Source organism: Bradyrhizobium sp. PUT101 (assembly GCF_052043945.1).
GTDB lineage: Bacteria > Pseudomonadota > Alphaproteobacteria > Rhizobiales > Xanthobacteraceae > Bradyrhizobium.
This window is the reverse complement of sequence record NZ_CP197207.1, coordinates 2629313-2648318: the sequence shown is the minus strand read 5'-3', so window position 1 is coordinate 2648318 and position 19006 is coordinate 2629313. Positions and strand designations below refer to the sequence as shown.

Genomic DNA, 19006 nt, shown 5'->3' with positions numbered 1-19006 from the left:
ACGGTAATCAAATCCCTCCCCCAAAACCGCATATTTCTGAGGGCCGAGGGTCCGTATCATTACGGAGGACCATCGGAATTCGGAAACCTATCCCGGGCTGGTCATCTTCTCGGGGCGTACCAGCCGGTCGAACTCGTCGGCCGAGACGAAGCCGAGCCGCAGCGCCTCCTCCTTCAGCGTGGTGCCGTTGGCATGTGCCGTCTTGGCGACCTTTGCCGCGTTGTCATAGCCGATCTTCGGGGCCAGCGCCGTCACCAGCATCAGCGAGCGTTGCATCAGCTCGCTTATGCGCTTTTCGTCGGCGCGGATGCCGCTGACGCAATGTTCGGTGAAGGACCGTGCGGCATCCGCCATCAGGCGGATCGAGTGGAGCATGTTGTAGGCGAGCACGGGCTTGTAGACGTTGAGCTCGAAATGGCCCTGGCTGCCAGCGACGGTGATGGCGGTGTGATTGCCGAACACCTGGCAGCACACCATGGTCATCGCCTCGCATTGGGTCGGATTGACCTTGCCGGGCATGATCGAGGATCCCGGCTCGTTCTCCGGCAGGATCAGCTCGCCGAGACCCGAACGCGGGCCGGAGCCGAGCAGGCGGATGTCGTTGGCGATCTTGAACAGGCCGGTCGCGACCGAATTGATGGCGCCGTGCGCCAGCACATAGGCGTCGTTCGAGGCCAGCGCCTCGAATTTGTTGGCGGCGCTGGTGAACGGGAGCTTCGTGATGCGGGCGACATGCTTTGCGAACAGTTTTGCAAAGCGCGGCTTCGAGTTGAGGCCGGTGCCGACGGCGGTGCCGCCCTGCGCCAGCGGATAAAGCTCCTTCACCGCGACCTTGAGCCTGGCAATGCCGCTTTCGACCTGCGCGGCATAGCCGGAAAATTCCTGGCCCAGCGTCAGGGGCGTCGCATCCTGGGTGTGGGTGCGGCCGATCTTGACGATCTTTGCGAACTCCTTCTCCTTCTTGCGCAGCGCGCGCAGCAATTCGCCGAGGGCAGGGACGAGATCGGCATTGATGCGGCTCGCGGCCGCGATGTGCATCGCAGTGGGAAATGAGTCGTTCGACGACTGGCTCATGTTGACATGGTCGTTGGGATGCACCGGCTTCTTGGCGCCGAGCTCGCCGCCGAGCAGCTCATTGGCACGGTTGGCGATCACCTCGTTGAGGTTCATGTTGCTCTGTGTGCCGGAGCCGGTCTGCCACACCACGAGTGGAAAATGATCGTCCAGCCTGCCTTCGATCACCTCGCGCGCGGCACGGATGATGGCGCCCGCGCGGCGCTGGTCGAGCAGGTCGAGCTCGAGGTTGGACTGCGCGGCGGCGAGCTTGACGATGCCGAGGGCATGCACCAGCGAGACCGGCATGCGATCCGTGCCGATGCGAAAATTCTGGCGCGAGCGTTCGGTCTGGGCCCCCCAATAGCGGTCGGCGGGGACTTCGATGGGACCAAAGCTGTCGGTTTCGATGCGGGTCGCGGAGCGTGAAGGGCGGGTCGTCTTGGCGGTCGTCTTGGCCATGAGCACATCCATTCTGCCGCGCGAAACGCCGCACGGCCTTTTCATGTGCTTCTCTATATAGGCAGTTTGGCTCTGTGCGACGGGGGCGGGCCCAGTCTAGATCATTTCTTGCGGAAACGATCGAGCCGCACGACCTCGGCGCCGCCCTGGCTCGGCGGGGTCGGCTCGTCGGCGGCTTCTGTCTCTTCCGTGGCAGGTGCCGGGACCGATACGGCCGATGGCGCGGGCGCTGCCGGCAAATTCTCGGGCGCGACCTCGGCGACGTCGGAGGTGTCGAACTGGAGGCCGAACTTCACGGACGGATCGAGGAAGCTCTTGATCGCACTGAACGGCACCACCAGCCGCTCCGGAATGCCGCCGAAGGACAGGCCGACCTCGAAGCGGTCCTCGAGCACGGTCAGGTCCCAGAACTGGTGCTGGAGGATGATCGTCATCTCTTCCGGATATTGCGCGAGCAGTCGCGGCGACAGCTTCACGCCCTCGCCCTTCGACACGAAGGTGATGAAGAAATGGTGCTCGCCCGGCAGGCCATGGGCCGCGGCATCGGTCAGCACCTTCCGCAGCACGCCGCGCAACGCGTCGCGGGCCAGTACATCATATCGGATATGATCGGTCGCCATGGTGGTCCTGTTGCATCCCCGAAGCCGGACCCTGCCGGCCCCGACTCGCCAAACCGCAATAGTACCGCGCCTGACGGGTGAGCAGGAGTCCCCGCCGGGGAAGAAATCAAAGAGTTAAAGTGGAGGCTTCTGTTGCCAGGTGCCTCCGAACCCCGCCTAGCGGAGCTTAACCCGCTAGGACTTTAAGATGGTCTTTCAAACTGCGTTACGCAGCCTGAGCAACCGGAGCAAAGTTGTCGTTGGCAACTATTGCAGTAGCCCGATAACGGCGGAACAATACCGGGAAAAAGTACGCCCTTTACGCCCTCGTCGATCCTATTTCGCCCCCGCCAAAGCCCGCTTCTGGGCTAGCCCGATGGTGGGCTTTGGTGGAGGCGCCGGGTACCGCCCCCGGGTCCGAATGGTTTATTGCGACGACCGTTTATTTCCATAGCCGGCGAACCGGCATTCCCAATATAGGGCGCAAAGCTTTCGAAAAACAGGGGTTTCTAGCGGATTGGCTGCGGTTCCCTTTGGATAGGTTCCGGATCGTCTTGGCCGCGGTGCGACCCTCGTTCTAAGCTCCTGACATGTCCTCGGATTCAGCACCGGCCGCCCAACAGCCGAATCTCGCCACCGCACCGCCGGGCCTGGTCGCGCTGTTTCTGGCCTTCGCCAGGATGTCGCTGGCGGGTTTCGGTGGGGTGTTGGTGTTTGCCCGGCGAGCGATCGTCGAGCAGCACCGCTGGATGACGGCGGACGAGTTCAACGAGACCTTTGCGCTCTGCCACTTCCTGCCCGGGCCCAACATCGTCAATCTGTCGATGGTGTTCGGATCGCGGCTGCGCGGCATCGCCGGCGGCGTTGCCGCCTTTGCCGGGCTGTTGCTGCCGCCGACGCTGATCATGACGGCGCTGGCGATCGCCTACGCCCGTTTCGGCGATATCGAGGTGCTGCGCCGAATCCTTGCCGGCATCTCCTGCGCGGCGGTTGGCCTCTTGATCGCGGTGGTCTTCCGCATGATGACGCCGCTGCTCAAGCGGACGGATCCCCTCGCGCTGATCCTGATGCTCGGCGTGTTCCTCGCCATCGGCGTGCTTCGCATGCCGCTCCAGGCGGTGCTGCTGGTCGCGATCCCCGTCAGTGTGGGCGTCACTTATTTCCTGCGGCGGAAAGTAGCAGCATGACCAGCCACAGCCCGATCTGGTCGCTGATCTCCACCTTCGGTCTGATGTCGCTATTCGCCGTCGGCGGGGCCGCGGCAGCGGTGCCCGAGATGCACCGCATTGCGGTCGAGGTCCATCACTGGATGACCGACAAGCAGTTCGCTGACGCCTATGCGATCGCGCAGCTCTCGCCGGGTCCGAACGTGCTTATCGTGACGTTAATCGGCTATGCCGTCGCGGGCATCCCCGGCGCGCTGGCGGCGACGCTGGCGATGTGCCTGCCGACGGCGCTGCTTGCCTATTTTGTCAGCCGGCTCCTGAATCGCCCGAGCCAATCGCGCTGGCCTGGCCTGATCCAGGCTGCACTGGTTCCACTCTCGATCGGCTTGATGGCGGCGAGTGCCCTGATCCTGGCTCAGTCCACCGATCGCAGCATTGCTGCCCTGCTCCTGACCGCAATGGTTGCGGCCATGGCATTGGTCTCGCGCATCAATCCACTGTGGCTCCTCCTCGCCGGGGGCGTGTTTGGTTTTGCTGGCATTGTGTAATGAAAATCGCTAGGCAGTGATCCGGGCGGGGGATCCAGTTCCAGCCGATTTAGAACAACAGTGCTCGTGACTTACGGGTCGCGGAGGAGACAGGCATGGCCGACACGATGGGCCACTCAGCGACAGCCACCCGAAACACCAAGGTGGCGCTCGGCTTTTGTCTGCTGGCGATTGCGCCGCAGATTTTCGAATTGATCTGGTCAATCGGAACGATCTTCGGCTGGGGCACCGGTCGGGGCCCGGCGGCGGTCGTCACCAGTCACGCGACAGCGCTGCTCGCGGGGGCGCCCAGCGCCTTATTCGGATCGTTCGGCGGCGGCGCCAAGAAGGCGTCGTCCGAGGTTCTGCTGGCGCTGATCTATTCCTACCCCCTGTTTGCGGTGGCGATCCTGACGCTGTTCATGACGATCCGGTCGGCACAGGACTATGTCGGCGGCGTCGTCCTGATGGCGCTCGCCCTGCTCGCCCTGTGGGCGTCGAGTGATTTGCAGGGCATGCGGGGATTCTCCTTTGGCGCAGGGACCGCGCCGCGCATGTTCGGCGGGCTGCTTGTCGCCTTGTCCGCCGGCATCGCCTTGACCGGCCTTCTGACCGATGGGCCTGCGATGGCGCATTACTCCTGGCGCGGACCTCTGTTCGTCGTGGCCGCGATCCTCTTCTTCGCGCTGGCGATCCGGCCGCTCGGCGTCGTGGTCACGGCCTTCGCGAGCTTCATGATCGCGGCGACGGGCTCGCACGAGACGCGGTGGCTCGAAGCGGTGATCGTCGGCGCCTGCCTGACGCTCGGTTGCGCAATCCTGTTTCCATACGTGCTCGGGCTGCCGATGCCGATGTTTCCGCGTTTCCTGATCCAGTGAGGGCGTGATGGATATCTTTGCCAACCTCGCTCACGGCTTCGCCGTCGCCTTCTCACCGATCAACCTCCTCATGTGCCTGATCGGCGCCCTCGTCGGGACGCTGGTCGGCGTGCTCCCGGGCATCGGCACCATTGCGACGGTCGCAATGTTGCTGCCGATCACCTTCGGACTGCCGCCGGTCGGCGCGCTGATCATGCTCGCCGGCATCTATTACGGTGCGCAATATGGCGGCTCGACCACGTCGATCCTCGTCAACATACCGGGTGAGGCGACATCGGTCGTCACCGCCATCGACGGCCACCAGATGGCCAAGCAAGGCCGCGCCGGCCCGGCGCTCGCGATTGCGGCGATCGGCTCGTTCTTCGCCGGCTGCGTCGCGACGGTCTTGATTGCCATCCTCGGCGCGCCGCTCACGAAGCTCGCGCTGGCGTTCGGCCCGGCCGAATATTTCTCGCTGATGGTGCTCGGCCTGATCTTCGCGGTCGTGCTGGCCAAAGGCTCGGTGCTGAAGGCGATCGCGATGATCGTGTTCGGCCTGCTGCTGTCGATGGTCGGCTCGGACATCGAGACCGGCGCCTCGCGCATGGCCTTCAACATTCCCGAACTCGCCGACGGTCTCGGCTTTGCGACCGTGGCGATGGGTGTGTTCGGATTTGCCGAGATCATCCGCAATCTCGACCATGGCGCCGAGATGAACCGCGATCTCGTGCAGCAGAAGATCACCGGCCTGATGCCGACCAAAAAGGATCTGCTCGACTCGGCGCCGCCGATCCTGCGCGGCACCGTGCTCGGCTCGATCCTCGGCATCCTGCCCGGCGGCGGCGCGGTGATCGCGTCGTTCGCGGCCTATACGCTCGAGAAGAAGCTCGCCAAGAACCCGTCGCGGTTCGGTCGCGGCGCGATCGAGGGCGTGGCGGGGCCGGAGAGCGCCAACAACGCTGCGGCGCAGACCTCCTTCATCCCGCTGCTCACGCTCGGCATCCCGCCGAACGCGGTGATGGCGCTGATGGTGGGCGCGATGACCATTCACGGCATCGTGCCGGGTCCGCAGGTCATGCAGAAACAGCCGGATCTCGTTTGGGGCATGATCGCCTCGATGTGGATCGGCAATCTGATGCTGATCATCATCAACCTGCCGCTGGTCGGAATTTGGGTGCGGCTGCTGCGCGTGCCGTACCGGCTGATGTTCCCCTCGATCGTGATCTTCTGCGCGATCGGCATCTATTCGGTGAACAACGCGCCGGTCGACGTCATCCTCGCAGGCGTGTTCGGTTTGGTCGGATATTGGCTGATCAAGCACGATTTCGAGCCGGCGCCGCTGCTGCTCGGCATGGTGCTCGGACCGCTGATGGAAGAGAACCTGCGCCGGGCGCTGCTGATCTCGCGCGGCGACTGGAGCGTGTTCGTCACGCGCCCGTTGTCGGCGGTGCTGCTTGCGGTCGCGGCGAGCCTCTTGATCCTCACCGTGCTACCGGTGTTGCGCGCCAAGCGCGACGAGGTGTTCACGGAGTCCGAGAACTGAGGTCGCCTGCGCCTTGCGTCGGCTCGGGTCCTGCGTCGGCGTGCCGCATTCGAAAGTCGAATCGACTTGTGTGACGGCTTCGTGAAGTGAAAATGCCGGCCTCTTGGCCGGCATTTGTGTATAGCCAAGGGGATCACAAGGGGATCGACATGACCTTTATTCGCGCGCTCACGGGCGCATGCGCCGCAGCGCTCGCCTCGCTGGGCGCCTTTGTTGCACCGGCCGAGGCGCAGACCTATCCGACGCGCAGCATCACCATGATCGTGCCGTTTGCGGCCGGCGGCCCGACCGACGTCGTCGCGCGCATCGTCACCTCGCACATGGCGCAGACGCTGGGACAAAGCATCATCATCGAGAACGTCGTCGGTGCCGGCGGCACCACCGCGACCACGCGCGCCGCGCGCGCGGCCAATGACGGCTATACGCTGATCACCGGGCACATGGGCACGCATGCCGCATCGGTGCCGCTCTATCCGAAGCTCGCCTACCATCCCGAGAAGGACTTCGAGCCCATCGCGCTGCTCGCGGGCACGCCGATCCTGATCCTCGCGCGCAAGGACTTTCCACCGAAGGACCTGAATGAGTTCGTCGCCTATGTGAAGGCGAACGCCGAGAAGGTGAACGCCGCGCATGCCGGCGTCGGCTCGGTCTCGCATGTCTCCTGCGAATTGCTGCACTCGATCCTCGACATCAAGCCGGTCGGTGTGCCCTTCAACGGCACCGGACCTGCGATGAACGCGCTGGTGGCGGGCCAGGTTGATTACATGTGCGACCAGATCGTCAACGCCGTGCCGCAGATCAACGCCGGCACCATCAAGGCCTATGCGATCGCAACGCCGGAGCGCAATCCGTCGCTGCCGAACGTGCCGACGACGGCCGAAGCGGGCCTGCCGAAGTTCCAGGCCCAGGCCTGGAATGCGATATTCGCGCCCAAGGGAACCTCGCCTGCGATTGTCGCGAGCCTGAACGCTGCGGCCGTCAAGGCACTCGATGACGCGACCGTGCGCAAGCGCCTGCTCGAGCTCGGCAGCGTTATCCCAAGTCCTGCCGAACGGACGCCCGAATCGCTGGCCACCCTCGTCAAGGGCGAGATCGCGAAGTGGACCCCGGTGCTCAAGCCGGCAACTTAGGCAATACGATCAAGCTGATAGGCAGAAGGGCGGAACGCAGGTTCCGCCCTTGTCGTTTGTGCCGGGACCACTCATTTTTCCGGGTATAATCACCGCAGACAGCGAATCGCTGCTGTCGCAGCATGGGGGCGGCCGCTAAGTTCGCCGCCTCCCCAAAGGCTGCCGTCTTCCTAAGGTTTTTGGCACATGCACCAGTATCAGGACCTGCTCGAGCGGATTCTTTCAGACGGCGCCGAGAAGACCGACCGGACCGGCACCGGCACGCTCTCGGTGTTCGGCCACCAGATGCGCTTCAATCTCTCCGCCGGCTTCCCGATGCTGACCACCAAACGGCTGCCGCTGAAGGCGATCGTGCACGAGCTGTTGTGGTTCCTGAAGGGCGACACCAACATCAAATATCTGCGCGACAACGGCGTCACCATCTGGGACGAATGGGCGGACGCCAATGGCGATCTCGGCCCGGTGTACGGCCATCAATGGCGCTCCTGGCCCACGGCCGACGGGCGCAGCATCGACCAGATCGCCAATGTCATCGACATGATCAAGCGCACTCCCGATTCCCGCCGGCTGATCGTCACCGCCTGGAATCCGGCCGACGTCGAGAAGATGGCTCTGCCGCCCTGCCACCTGCTGTTCCAGTTCTATGTCGCGAACGGGAAACTGTCCTGCCAGCTCTATCAGCGCTCCGCCGACGTCTTCCTCGGCGTGCCCTTCAACATCGCCTCCTATGCGCTGCTCACCATGATGGTGGCGCAGGTCACCGGGCTGAGGCCCGGCGACTTCGTGCATTCGCTCGGCGACACACATCTCTATTCCAACCATCTGGCGCAGGCGAAACTCCAGCTCACGCGCGCGGCGCGCGCGCTGCCCGTGATGCGGATCAACCCTGATGTAAGGGACATCTTCTCCTTCCGCTTCGAGGATTTCGAGCTCGTCGGCTACGATCCGCATCCACATATCAAGGCGGAAGTCGCGGTCTAGTGCAGATGTCGTTAGCCATCCGTCGTGTGCAGGCCGGGGAAGCCGGGCTCGTTCTTTCCTTCATCCGGGAGCTTGCCGAATACGAAAAGCTCTCGCACGAGGTAGAGGCGACCGAAGCTGACATCGCCGACGCGCTGTTCGGCGAAAAGCCGCAACTCTATTGCGCGATCGCCGAGTGGAACGGTGAGCCGGTCGGCTTCGCGGTGTGGTTTGCGAATTTTTCCACCTTCAGCGGCCGCCACGGCATCTATCTCGAAGATCTTTACGTGCGGCCGTCGCATCGGGGCAGGGGCCTCGGCAAGGCGCTGCTGGTCTATCTCGCCAGGGAATGCATCGAGAACGGCTGGTCGCGCCTGCAATGGGCGGTGCTCGACTGGAACTCGCCGTCGATCGCGTTCTACAAGTCGCTCGGCGCCGTCATGATGGACGACTGGACGCTATGCCGCGTCACCGGGCCTGCGCTGACGCGGCTTGCCGGGAACACGCCCTGATGCAGATTGTGTTCGTCGTCGCGATTGCGGAGAACGGCGTCATCGGCGCCGGCAACGCCATCCCGTGGCGATTGAAGTCCGACATGGCCCGCTTCAAGGCGCTCACGATCGGCAAGCCGGTGATCATGGGCCGCAAGACCTTCGAGTCCCTGCGCCGGCCGCTGCCGGGCCGCACCAACATCGTGATCACGCGCGATGCGGCTTATCGTGCCGCAGGTGCCGTCGTCACGACGTCGACTGCGGAGGCGGAGGCGGTCGCGCGCGGCGATGCCCTGCGACGTTCGGTCACTGAGATCGCCGTGATCGGCGGCGCCGAGATCTATCGGCAATGGCTCGATCGCGCCGATCGTCTCGAAATCACCGAAGTGCATGCGCGGCCCGAAGGCGATACCCATTTCGACATCGACAAGGCCGGGTGGGAGGAGACGGCGCGCATGCGTCATCCTGCCGGACCCGATGACAGCGCCGACTTCTCCTATGTGACATATCGTCGGCGGGCGGGCCATTAACCGCATTCGCCAATGTTTACATTGACTTTTTCGTGCCCGAGCATAGCTCGGAAGACGACCCGGGCTGCGTTGTAAGGGACCTGCCTGTCCCCTATAAAGCCGGACCGGAGAAAGCGGGCGGGGGCAATTCCACCCTGCCGAGGAGAGCATCGAATGCCGTGGAAGAATCAGGGCGGTGGCCCATGGGGCTCGGGTCCAAAGGGACCATGGGGCTCAGGCCCGCAACCGGTTGGGCCGAGGCCGCCGGATCTGGAAGACCTTCTGCGGCGCGGCCAGGACCGCCTCCAGCAGATCATGCCGGGCGGCTATTTCTCCGGCATCGGAATCACGCTGATCATCCTGCTGATTGTCGCATTCTGGCTGCTGTCGGGCTTCTTCCGCGTGCAGTCCGAAGAACTCGGTGTCGTGCTGCGCTTCGGCAAGCATGTCCGCACCGTGCAGCCGGGCCTGAACTATCACCTGCCCTACCCGATCGAGACCGTGCTGCTGCCGAAGGCTCTGCGCGTCAACACCATCTCCATCGGCATGACGCTGATCGAAGATCCGGCGCGGCGCGGCCGCTCGGTTCGTGACGTGCCGGAAGAGAGCCTGATGCTGACCGGCGACGAGAACATCGTCGACGTCGACTTCACCGTGCTCTGGCGCATCAAGCCGGACGGCGTCGGCGATTTCCTCTTCAACATCCAGAATCCCGAAGGCACCGTGAAGGCGGTCGCCGAGAGCGCGATGCGCGAGGTGATCGGCCGTTCGCAGATCCAGCCGATCCTGACCGGCGCGCGGAACGTCACCGAGCAGAACGTGCATGAACTGATCCAGAGGACCCTGGACAGCTACGGCGCGGGCATTCAAATCAGCCAGGTGCAGATGCAGAAGGTGGATCCGCCGGCGCAGGTGATCGACGCCTTCCGCGACGTGCAGGCGGCGCGCGCCAATCTCGAGCAGCTGCAGAACGAAGCGCAGACCTACGCCAACCAGGTGGTGCCGCAGGCGCGCGGACGTGCAGCGCAGATCCTTCAGGCCGCCGAAGGCTACAAGGAGCAGGCGGTCGCAGAGGCCAAGGGCCAGAGCGCGCGCTTCCTGAAAGTTTACGAGGAATACAAGAAGGCGCCCGACGTGACGCGTGAACGGATCTATCTTGAAACGATGGAGCGCGTCCTCGGCGGCGCCGACAAGCTCGTCTATGACGGCGGCCCCTCGGGGCAGGGCGTCGTGCCTTATCTGCCGCTTCCCGAACTGACGACCAAGCGGCCGGCTACCACCGGTCCGCAGTCGAGCGGAGGCAGCCGATGAGGTCTCCGGTTACAGGTTTCGTCACGCTGCTCGGGCTGCTCCTGGTCCTGATCGTCGGCTACATGTCGCTGTTCACGGTCCAGCAGACCGAGCAGACCATCGTGCTCCAGTTCGGCCGGCCCGTCGACGTCGTCACCGCGCCCGGCCTGCATTTCAAGGCGCCGTGGAATTCGGTGATCAACATCGACAAGCGGATCCTCGATCTGGAGAATCCGTCGCAGGAAGCGATCGCATCCGACCAGAAGCGGCTCGTCGTCGACGCCTTTGCGCGCTACCGCATCAAGGATGCGCTGCGCTTCTATCAGAGCATCGGCTCGATCCAGGCTGCCAACATCCAGCTCACCACGCTCCTGAACGCGGCGCTGCGCCGCGTGCTCGGCGAGGTCTCCTTCATCAACGTGGTGCGCGACGACCGCGAGAAGCTGATGCTGCGCATCCGCGACCAGCTGGATCGCGAGGCCGACGGCTACGGCATCGAGGTCGTCGACGTCCGGATCCGCCGTGCCGACCTGCCGGAGCAGAACAGCCAGGCGGTCTACCAGCGCATGAAGACCGAGCGCGAGCGCGAGGCCGCCGAGTTCCGTGCACAGGGTGGACAGAAGGCGCAGGAGATCAAGTCCAAGGCCGACCGCGAGGCCACCGTGATCGTCGCGGAGGCCAATTCGCAGGCCGAGCAGACCCGTGGTACGGGCGATGCCGAGCGCAACCGCCTGTTTGCTGAAGCCTACAGCAAGGACGCCGACTTCTTCGCCTTCTACCGGTCGATGACGGCCTATGAGAACGGGCTGCGTTCGAACGACACCCGCTTCCTGCTGCGGCCGGACTCGGATTTCTTCCGGTACTTCAGTAATCCGTCCGGCAAGATGGCAAATGAGACGCCGGCGAAGCCGTAAGCTAGACAAGGGCGGCCGGTCTGGCCGCCCTTTGTCCAGACAAGAACAGTATAGCGGGAGGTTCCATTCCGATGAGGTCCATTGCGTTCGCCGACTTCCTCATCGGCCTAGGCATCCTGTTCGTGCTTGAAGGCTTGATGTTCGCGGCCAGTCCCAACTGGATGCGCAAAGCCATGAAGAGCGCCATCGCTACGCCGGACAACGTCCTGCGGGCGGTTGGGATCGGCTCGGCCGTGGCCGGTCTGGTCCTGATCTGGGTTATCCGGCGCCCGATTTAGGGCATCAGGCCAACGCCAAAGTGAAGGCGACAGACTGGTTTTCGTCATATTGTCGGGGTCTTGAGGCCCATTAAGCTCCGCGCTTGCGCCGTGCCCCCGTTCGAGCGCAGTCTGGCGCCGAATCCCTTTGTCTGGAGATCACAATGATCGCTGCCACCACTGCCCCGTCCCGCTCGCGCCGTCGCGTGCGACTTGGTGTGCGAATTGGGCTGGCCGCGCTCGCCGTCAGTGCTTTCAGCGCGTTCGGCACGCCGGCCCATGCGCGCGGACCGGATGGCATCGCGGACGTCGCCGAGAAGGTGATCGACGCGGTCGTCAACATCTCGACTTCCCAGACGGTCGCGGCCAAGGGCGGCGGCGGCAGCAACACCATGCCGCAACTGCCGCCCGGCTCGCCGTTCGAGGAGTTCTTCGACGACTTCTTCAAGAACCGCCGGGGCCCCGGTGGCGGCAGCAAGGGCGGCGACAACAATCCTCCGCGCAAGACCAACTCGCTCGGAAGCGGCTTCATCATCGATGCGTCAGGCGTCGTCGTCACCAATAACCACGTCATTGCGGACGCCGACGAGATTCACGTCATCCTCAACGACGGCACCAAGATCAAGGCCGAGCTGGTCGGCGTCGACAAGAAGACCGATCTCGCCGTGCTCAAGATCAAGCCGCCGAAGCCGCTGGTCGCGGTCAAGTTCGGCGACTCCGACAAGCTGCGCCTCGGCGACTGGGTGGTCGCGATCGGCAATCCCTTCAGCCTGGGAGGCACGGTGACGGCCGGCATCGTCTCGGCCAAGAACCGCGACATCTCCTCAGGGCCATACGACAGCTACATCCAGACCGACGCCTCCATCAATCGCGGCAATTCCGGCGGTCCGCTGTTCAATCTCGACGGCGACGTCATCGGCGTCAACACGCTGATCATCTCCCCATCCGGCGGCTCCATCGGCATCGGCTTCGCCGTGCCGTCGAAGACGGTGGTGGGCGTCGTCGATCAGCTCCGCCAGTTCGGCGAGCTGCGCCGCGGCTGGCTTGGAGTGCGCATCCAGAGCGTCACTGACGAGATCGCCGAAAGTCTCAACATCAAGCCGGCGCGCGGTGCGCTGGTCGCCGGTGTCGACGACAAGGGTCCGGCCAAGCCCGCCGGCATCGAGCCGGGCGACGTCGTCGTCAAGTTCGACGGCAAGGACGTCAAGGACCCGAAGGACCTGTCCCGCGTCGTCGCCGACACGGCGGTCGGCAAGGAGGTCGACGTCGTGATCATCCGCAAGGGGCAGGAAGAGACCAAGAAGGTCACGCTCGGCCGCCTCCAGGACCCCGAAAAGGTGCAGGCCGCGGTGAAGACCGACGAGCCCGCGCCCGAGAAGCCGGTGACGCAGAAGGCGCTTGGTCTGGACCTCGCAGCGCTCAACAAGGATCTGCGCACGCGCTACAAGATCAAGGACAGCGTCAAGGGCGTGGTCGTCACCAATGTCGACGCCAATTCGGACGCTGCCGAGAAGCGCCTCTCGGCCGGTGACGTCATCGTCGAGGTCGCGCAGGAAGCGGTGTCCAGCGGCGCCGACATCCAGAAGCGGGTCGATCAGCTCAAGAAGGACGGCAAGAAGTCGGTGCTGCTGCTGGTCTCGAACGGCGAGGGCGAACTGCGATTCGTCGCGCTGAGCGTGCAGTAAGCCGGGCTCTGTCATTCCGGGATGGCGCGCAAGCACCGGCCCGGAATGACGGAGAGAAGCTACGCCTCGGCGAACTCGTCGCGCCGATACCCCTGCGCATAGAGCAGCGCGGTGAGATCGCCGTGATCGATCCGCGCGGCCGCGGCAGCGGCCACCGCGGGTTTGGCGTGATAGGCCACGCCGAGCCCCGCCGCCTGAATCATCGCGAGATCGTTTGCGCCGTCGCCGACCACCACCGAGTCGATGTCGTCGAGATCGAACGACTCCATCAAGTCCACCAGCGTCGCGAGCTTTGCCGCGCGGCCGAGGATCGGCTCCTTCACCTCGCCGGTGAACTTGCCGTCGCGTACGACGAGCTCGTTTGCGCGGTTCTCCTGGAAGCCGATCTTGGCGGCGACCGCGGTCGTGAACAGCGTGAATCCGCCGGAGACGAGGCAGGTGTAAGCGCCGTTCGCGCGCATGGTCGCGACCAGTGTCCTGCCGCCCGGCGTCAGCGTGATGCGCTTGGCCAGCACCTCGTCGACCACGTTTGCGGGCAGGTCCTTGAGCAGCGCAACGCGCTCGCGCAGCGCCGGCTCGAACTCGATCTCGCCGCGCATCGCGCGCTCGGTGATGGCGGCGACATGCGCCTTCACCCCGACGAAATCGGCGAGCTCGTCGATGCATTCCTGGCCGATCATGGTGGAATCCATGTCGGCGAGAAAAAGCTTCTTGCGCCGGGCGCCGACTGGCTGCACGACGATATCGATGGGCAGGTCGCCGCGGAGCTCGCGCAACCGTTGCTCGATGGCGTGACGGTCGCCTCCGAGGTTACTGTCGGTGCCGAAGGGGATGTCGACCGCGACCCCGTCGAACAGCCAGTGCGCGGGCGCCGCCTGTGGCAGCACGGCGCGGGCGCCGTCGACGATGGTCGAGTCGAGCGCGGGATTGTCAGGGTTGCAGATCAGCGTGGCAACGAGGGACATCGAGGGTTTCGTGAGCGAGGGGCATTCAAGCAAGGCCGTGCTTATCGCAGGCCCGACCGCCAGCGGCAAGTCGGCGCTGGCGCTCGAGCTTGCCCTCGCCACCGGCGGTATCGTCATCAATGCCGATTCCATGCAGGTCTACCGCGACCTCCGCATCATCACGGCACGGCCGACAGCGGCGGACGAGGCGCTGGTGCCGCATCGCCTCTATGGCCATGTCGATGCGGCCGTGAATTTTTCGGCGGGCGCCTGGGTCAGCGACGCGGCGAAAGCGCTCGATGAAGCAAGGGCTCAAGGCCGTCTGCCGATCTTCATCGGCGGCACAGGGCTCTATTTCAAGGCTCTGACGGCCGGCCTCTCCGTGGTGCCGCCAATCCCTGCCGAGGTGCGGGAGGACGTGAGGGCGCGGTTGGAGCGGAACGGCGTCGAGGCGCTGCACGCGGAACTTGTGCGCCGCGACCTGGCTGCAGCCGAGCGATTGAACCTGCGCGACCGCACGCGGATTGCACGCGCGCTCGAGGTGATTGAGGCGACCGGGCGTTCACTGCTCGACTGGCACCGGGAGGGACAGCCACCGCTGCTGCCGAAGGACAGCTTTCGCGCGGTGTTTCTCGCGCCTGAGCGGGACGATCTCTATGCCCGCATCGATGCCCGCTTCGACGCCATGCTAGGAGCCGGCGCTTTGAGGGAGGTCGAGCGGCTCGCCGCCAGACACCTCGATCCGCTGCTGCCGGCGATGAAAGCCCATGGCGTGCCGGCCCTGATCCGGCATCTGCGCGGCGAGCTCAGCCTGGAGGAGGCCGCCAGCATCGGCCGCGCCGACACCCGCCATTACGCCAAGCGGCAATTCACCTGGTTCCGGCACCAATTGCCGGAATTCGAATGGGTCAGGCCGGAGGAGGCGAGGGGTTGGCTCGCGGCGGTCGTGAACGCGGGCAGGGCTTCCGACTGACGTGGTTTGTGGCGGGGGCTCGAATTTACCTCTCGCCGAACCCGGGGAACAGGGTTACACTGGCAAAATCGCGTGGGAATGGCCGCATTGCCTTGACATCCGGGCTTTGGTCGCTATGTTTCGCGCAACCTTTGGGAAGCCGAGCGCCTGCCATGCGTAATATTATTACCAAACTCCTTATCGCCGTCGTACCCAGGCACACCGCCGGGGGTGGCTAGCTGCCATCCACAAGACAGGCGGTGTGCATGGGCCCTCTTCGGGGCCTTTTTTATTTCCCGAACCCGACACGAACGAAGCCGCTGACAACAGCGCATCCGGAGCAAGCCAATGAGCGACAAGAGCCACGACCCGAACCAGATGACCGGCGCCGCGATGATCGTCCGCGCGCTCATCGATCACGGCGTGACCGACATTTTCGGCTACCCCGGCGGCGCCGTGCTTCCGATCTATGACGAGATCTTCCAGCAAAGCGAGGTCCAGCACATCCTGGTCCGCCACGAGCAGGGCGCGGGCCATGCCGCCGAGGGCTACGCGCGTTCGACCGGCAAGCCGGGCGTTGCGCTGGTGACCTCCGGTCCCGGCGCCACCAACATGGTGACGCCGCTCACCGACGCGCTGATGGACTCGATCCCGCTGGTCTGCATCTCCGGCCAGGTGCCGACGCATCTGATCGGCAACGACGCGTTCCAGGAATGCGACACCGTCGGCATCACGCGCCCCTGCACCAAGCACAATTGGCTGGTGCGCGACGTCAACGATCTCGCCAAGGTGCTGCACGAAGCCTTCTATGTCGCGACCTCCGGCCGTCCCGGCCCGGTGCTGGTCGACGTGCCCAAGGACGTGCAGTTCGCGACCGGCACCTATCATCCGCCGCGCAAGTCCGACGTGCACCGCTCCTATGCGCCGCGTGTGAAAGGCGATGCGACGCAGATCCGCAAGGCCGTGGCGCTGCTGGCCAATGCCAAGCGCCCCGTGATCTACAGTGGCGGCGGCGTCATCAATTCCGGCCCCGAGGCGACCAAGCTCTTGCGTGAGCTGGTCGAGGTCACCGGCTTCCCGATCACCTCCACCCTGATGGGTTTGGGGGCGTACCCGGCGTCGGGCAAGAACTGGCTCGGCATGCTCGGCATGCACGGCACCTACGAAGCCAACATGGCCATGCATGATTGCGACGTCATGCTCTGCGTCGGTGCGCGCTTCGATGACCGCATCACCGGCCGCGTCGATGCGTTCTCGCCGGGCTCGAAGAAGATCCACATCGACATCGATCCGTCCTCGATCAACAAGAACATCCGCGTCGACGTGCCGATCATCGGCGATTGCGGCAACATCCTCGGCGACATCCTCCAGGTGTTCAAGGCGGAGGCGAAGAAACCCGACATCAAGACCTGGTGGCAGCAGATCGCGCAGTGGCGCGCCCGCAACTCGCTCTATTACAAGAAGAGCAACGACGTCATCCTGCCGCAGCACGCGATCCAGAGCCTGTTCGAGGCGACGCGCGGCAAGGACACCTACATCACGACCGAGGTCGGCCAGCATCAGATGTGGGCGGCGCAGTTCTACGGCTTCGAGGAGCCGCATCGCTGGATGACGTCGGGCGGTCTCGGTACCATGGGCTATGGCCTGCCGGCGGCGGTCGGCGTGCAGGTTGCCCATCCCGACAGTCTCGTCATCGACATCGCGGGCGATGCCTCGGTGCAGATGACGATGCAGGAGATGTCGACGGCAGTGCAGTACGAGCTGCCCATCAAGATCTTCATCCTGAACAACCAGTACATGGGCATGGTGCGGCAGTGGCAGCAGCTGCTGCACGGCAATCGCCTGTCGCATTCCTACTCGGAAGCGCTGCCGGACTTCGTCAAGCTCGCGGAAGCCTATGGCGCCGTCGGTCTCCAGGTGCACAAGCCCGCCGATCTCGAGGGCGCCATCAAGGAGATGATCTCGGTCAAGCGCCCCGTGCTGTTCGACTGCCGCGTCGCCGCGCTGGAAAACTGCTTCCCGATGATTCCCTCCGGCAAGGCGCATAACGAGATGCTGTTGCCGGAGCAGGCGAACGATGAAGCCACGGCGAAGGCATTCGCCGGCGGCAAGGCGCTGGTGTGAGGCCATGTTCGATCTGAACGAGCTCGAGCACGCATGTGCGATCGTGGGGCAGGCAGTGCCGGCAACGCCGGCGCATGCCTGGCCGCTGCTCGCTGAACGCCTCGGCACGCAAGTTCTGGTCAAGCACGAGAACCATACCCCGATCGGCGCGTTCAAGGTGCGCGGCGGCCTCGTCTATCTCGACCGGCTCAAGCGCGAGCGGCCGAACACGCCCGGCATCATCTCGGCGACGCGCGGCAACCACGGCCAGAGCCTGGCCTTTGCCGCCGCTCGTCACGGCATTCCTGCCGTGATCTACGTGCCGCGGGGCAATTCGGTCGAGAAGAACCGCGCCATGAAGGCGTTTGGTGCCGAGCTGGTCGAGCATGGCGAGGACTTTCAGGCGGCCGCCGAAGAGGCCCAGCGGCGCGCCCAGTTTACCGGCCTGCACATGGTGCCTTCGTTCCATCCGGATCTCGTGCTCGGCGTCGCGACCTATGCGCTCGAGATGTTCAGGTCCGCGCCTGACCTCGACATCCTCTACGTGCCGATTGGGCAGGGCTCCGGCATCTCCGGCTGTATCATGGCGCGCGACCTGCTGGGCCTGAAGACCGAGATCGTCGGTGTGCAATCGACCGAGGCGCCGTCCTACGCGCTGTCGTTTGCGGCCGGAAAGATCGTGACGACCGAAACCAGCAATACGCTTGCCGACGGCATGGCGACGCGCATTCCAGACCCGGATGCGCTCGCCCTGATCCGCAAGGGGGCGTCGCGCATCGTGCAGGTCACCGACGACGAAGTCGCTGCCGCGATCCGCGCCTACTGGACCGATACCCATAATCTCGCCGAAGGCGCCGGCGCCGCCGCGCTCGCTGCGGCACTTCAGGAAAAGACAAGACTGTCGGGCAAGCGCGTCGGTCTCGTGCTGTCCGGGGGCAACATCGATTTCGATCTGTTCCGCCGTTGGATCGGGACGGACGCGCCAGCGATGGCGTGACGGAGAGTCAAGAGGGGACGACAATGAACCAGCCCGCATCCGCCTACTTCATCGAGGACCGCCACGATCCCAACGAGACGCACACGCTCGCGGTGCTCGTGCAGAACGAGCCGGGCGTGCTCGCGCGCGTCATCGGCCTGTTCTCGGGGCGCGGCTACAACATCGAGAGCCTTACGGTCTCGGAGACCGAGGCCCAGAAGCATCTGTCGCGCATCACCATCGTCACCACGGGTACGCCGATGGTGATCGAGCAGATCAAGCACCAGCTCGATCGCATGATCCCGGTCTACCGCGTCGTCGACATGACCCTGACGAAGCGTTCGATCGAGCGCGAGCTGGCCATGGTGAAGGTGCGCGGGCAGGGCGAGCACCGGGTCGAGGCGCTCAGGCTGGCGGATGCGTTCCGTGCCCGCGTGATCGACGCCACCACCGAGAGCTTTGTGTTCGAGATCACAGGCAATACGGACAAGATCAATCAATTTATCGACCTGATGCGCCCGCTCGGCCTTGTCGAGGTGTCGCGCACCGGCGTCGCCGCGATCGGTCGCGGACCTGAAGGGATGTGAG

19 protein-coding genes and 1 other RNA gene are annotated in these 19006 nt (G+C 64.6%); 16 read left to right on the top strand and 4 right to left on the bottom strand.

Annotated features, from left to right (window positions below):
- Window positions 1-87: 87 nt before the first annotated feature.
- From fumC to ssrA, 3 genes are all read right to left on the bottom strand, one after another.
- The gene (fumC, locus tag ACSHT2_RS13075) at window positions 88-1527 is read right to left on the bottom strand and encodes a class II fumarate hydratase (RefSeq protein ID WP_440641918.1); all 1440 of its coding nucleotides are present in this window, start codon (window positions 1525-1527) and stop codon (window positions 88-90) included.
- 89 nt (window positions 1528-1616) lie between these two features.
- Window positions 1617-2135: an SspB family protein gene (locus ACSHT2_RS13070; RefSeq protein WP_440641917.1), complete on the bottom strand. Its 519-nt coding sequence runs from the start codon at window positions 2133-2135 to the stop codon at window positions 1617-1619.
- A gap of 118 nt (window positions 2136-2253) precedes the next feature.
- Window positions 2254-2620, bottom strand: a transfer-messenger RNA (tmRNA) gene (gene ssrA / locus ACSHT2_RS13065).
- 84 nt (window positions 2621-2704) lie between these two features.
- Here ssrA and ACSHT2_RS13060 point away from each other — a divergent pair.
- The 12 genes from ACSHT2_RS13060 to ACSHT2_RS13005 all read left to right on the top strand — a co-directional run bounded on the left by ACSHT2_RS13060 (window position 2705) and on the right by ACSHT2_RS13005 (window position 13443).
- Window positions 2705-3301 (top strand): chromate transporter, encoded by a 597-nt coding sequence (locus ACSHT2_RS13060; protein ID WP_440641916.1) that lies wholly within the window; start codon window positions 2705-2707, stop codon window positions 3299-3301.
- A complete protein-coding gene (locus ACSHT2_RS13055; RefSeq protein WP_440641915.1) occupies window positions 3298-3828 on the top strand; it encodes a chromate transporter in 531 nt (176 codons plus the stop codon). Before ACSHT2_RS13060 ends, ACSHT2_RS13055 begins: the two co-directional genes overlap by 4 nt.
- Window positions 3829-3923: 95 nt before the next feature.
- On the top strand, window positions 3924-4685 hold the full coding sequence (locus tag ACSHT2_RS13050) for a tripartite tricarboxylate transporter TctB family protein (RefSeq protein WP_440641914.1): 762 nt from the start codon (window positions 3924-3926) through the stop codon (window positions 4683-4685).
- Between the two features lie 7 nt (window positions 4686-4692).
- Window positions 4693-6207 carry a tripartite tricarboxylate transporter permease gene (locus ACSHT2_RS13045; protein WP_440641913.1) on the top strand — a complete coding sequence of 505 codons (1515 nt, stop codon included), beginning with the start codon at window positions 4693-4695 and terminating at the stop codon, window positions 6205-6207.
- 149 nt (window positions 6208-6356) lie between these two features.
- Complete coding sequence (locus ACSHT2_RS13040; RefSeq protein ID WP_440641912.1) at window positions 6357-7337, top strand: tripartite tricarboxylate transporter substrate binding protein BugD; 981 nt, start codon at window positions 6357-6359, stop codon at window positions 7335-7337.
- Window positions 7338-7523: 186 nt separating this feature from the next.
- Window positions 7524-8318 (top strand): thymidylate synthase, encoded by a 795-nt coding sequence (locus ACSHT2_RS13035; protein ID WP_440641911.1) that lies wholly within the window; start codon window positions 7524-7526, stop codon window positions 8316-8318.
- A 5-nt stretch (window positions 8319-8323) separates the two neighbouring features.
- On the top strand, window positions 8324-8809 hold the full coding sequence (locus tag ACSHT2_RS13030; RefSeq protein ID WP_440641910.1) for an N-acetyltransferase family protein: 486 nt from the start codon (window positions 8324-8326) through the stop codon (window positions 8807-8809).
- Window positions 8809-9318 (top strand): dihydrofolate reductase, encoded by a 510-nt coding sequence (locus ACSHT2_RS13025; RefSeq protein WP_440641909.1) that lies wholly within the window; start codon window positions 8809-8811, stop codon window positions 9316-9318. The genes ACSHT2_RS13030 and ACSHT2_RS13025 overlap by 1 nt, the downstream gene beginning before the upstream one ends.
- A gap of 153 nt (window positions 9319-9471) precedes the next feature.
- Window positions 9472-10608, top strand: coding sequence for an FtsH protease activity modulator HflK (hflK, locus tag ACSHT2_RS13020; RefSeq protein ID WP_440641908.1), 1137 nt, complete (start codon window positions 9472-9474; stop codon window positions 10606-10608).
- Window positions 10605-11501 (top strand): protease modulator HflC, encoded by an 897-nt coding sequence (gene hflC, locus ACSHT2_RS13015; protein ID WP_440641907.1) that lies wholly within the window; start codon window positions 10605-10607, stop codon window positions 11499-11501. Before hflK ends, hflC begins: the two co-directional genes overlap by 4 nt.
- A 71-nt stretch (window positions 11502-11572) precedes the next feature.
- The gene (locus ACSHT2_RS13010) at window positions 11573-11779 is read left to right on the top strand and encodes a DUF2065 domain-containing protein (RefSeq protein ID WP_028177121.1); all 207 of its coding nucleotides are present in this window, start codon (window positions 11573-11575) and stop codon (window positions 11777-11779) included.
- 143 nt (window positions 11780-11922) lie between these two features.
- Complete coding sequence (locus ACSHT2_RS13005; protein ID WP_440641906.1) at window positions 11923-13443, top strand: Do family serine endopeptidase; 1521 nt, start codon at window positions 11923-11925, stop codon at window positions 13441-13443.
- Window positions 13444-13502: 59 nt separating this feature from the next.
- Here the strand turns inward: ACSHT2_RS13005 and serB are convergent, their stop codons facing one another.
- Complete coding sequence (gene serB / locus ACSHT2_RS13000; protein WP_440641905.1) at window positions 13503-14408, bottom strand: phosphoserine phosphatase SerB; 906 nt, start codon at window positions 14406-14408, stop codon at window positions 13503-13505.
- Window positions 14409-14418: 10 nt separating this feature from the next.
- On the opposite strand from serB, the gene miaA reads away from it, so the two are divergent.
- The 4 genes from miaA (at window position 14419) to ilvN (ending at window position 19005) form a co-directional block, all read left to right on the top strand.
- Window positions 14419-15360 (top strand): tRNA (adenosine(37)-N6)-dimethylallyltransferase MiaA, encoded by a 942-nt coding sequence (gene miaA / locus ACSHT2_RS12995; RefSeq protein ID WP_440641904.1) that lies wholly within the window; start codon window positions 14419-14421, stop codon window positions 15358-15360.
- A gap of 327 nt (window positions 15361-15687) precedes the next feature.
- Window positions 15688-17463, top strand: a complete 1776-nt coding sequence (locus tag ACSHT2_RS12990) for an acetolactate synthase 3 large subunit (RefSeq protein ID WP_440641903.1) — start codon at window positions 15688-15690, stop codon at window positions 17461-17463.
- 4 nt (window positions 17464-17467) lie between these two features.
- Entirely contained in the window at window positions 17468-18439 is a 972-nt protein-coding gene (locus ACSHT2_RS12985; RefSeq protein ID WP_440641902.1) for a threonine dehydratase, read from the top strand.
- Window positions 18440-18462: 23 nt separating this feature from the next.
- The gene (gene ilvN, locus ACSHT2_RS12980) at window positions 18463-19005 is read left to right on the top strand and encodes an acetolactate synthase small subunit (protein WP_061879307.1); all 543 of its coding nucleotides are present in this window, start codon (window positions 18463-18465) and stop codon (window positions 19003-19005) included.
- Window position 19006 lies beyond the last annotated feature (1 nt).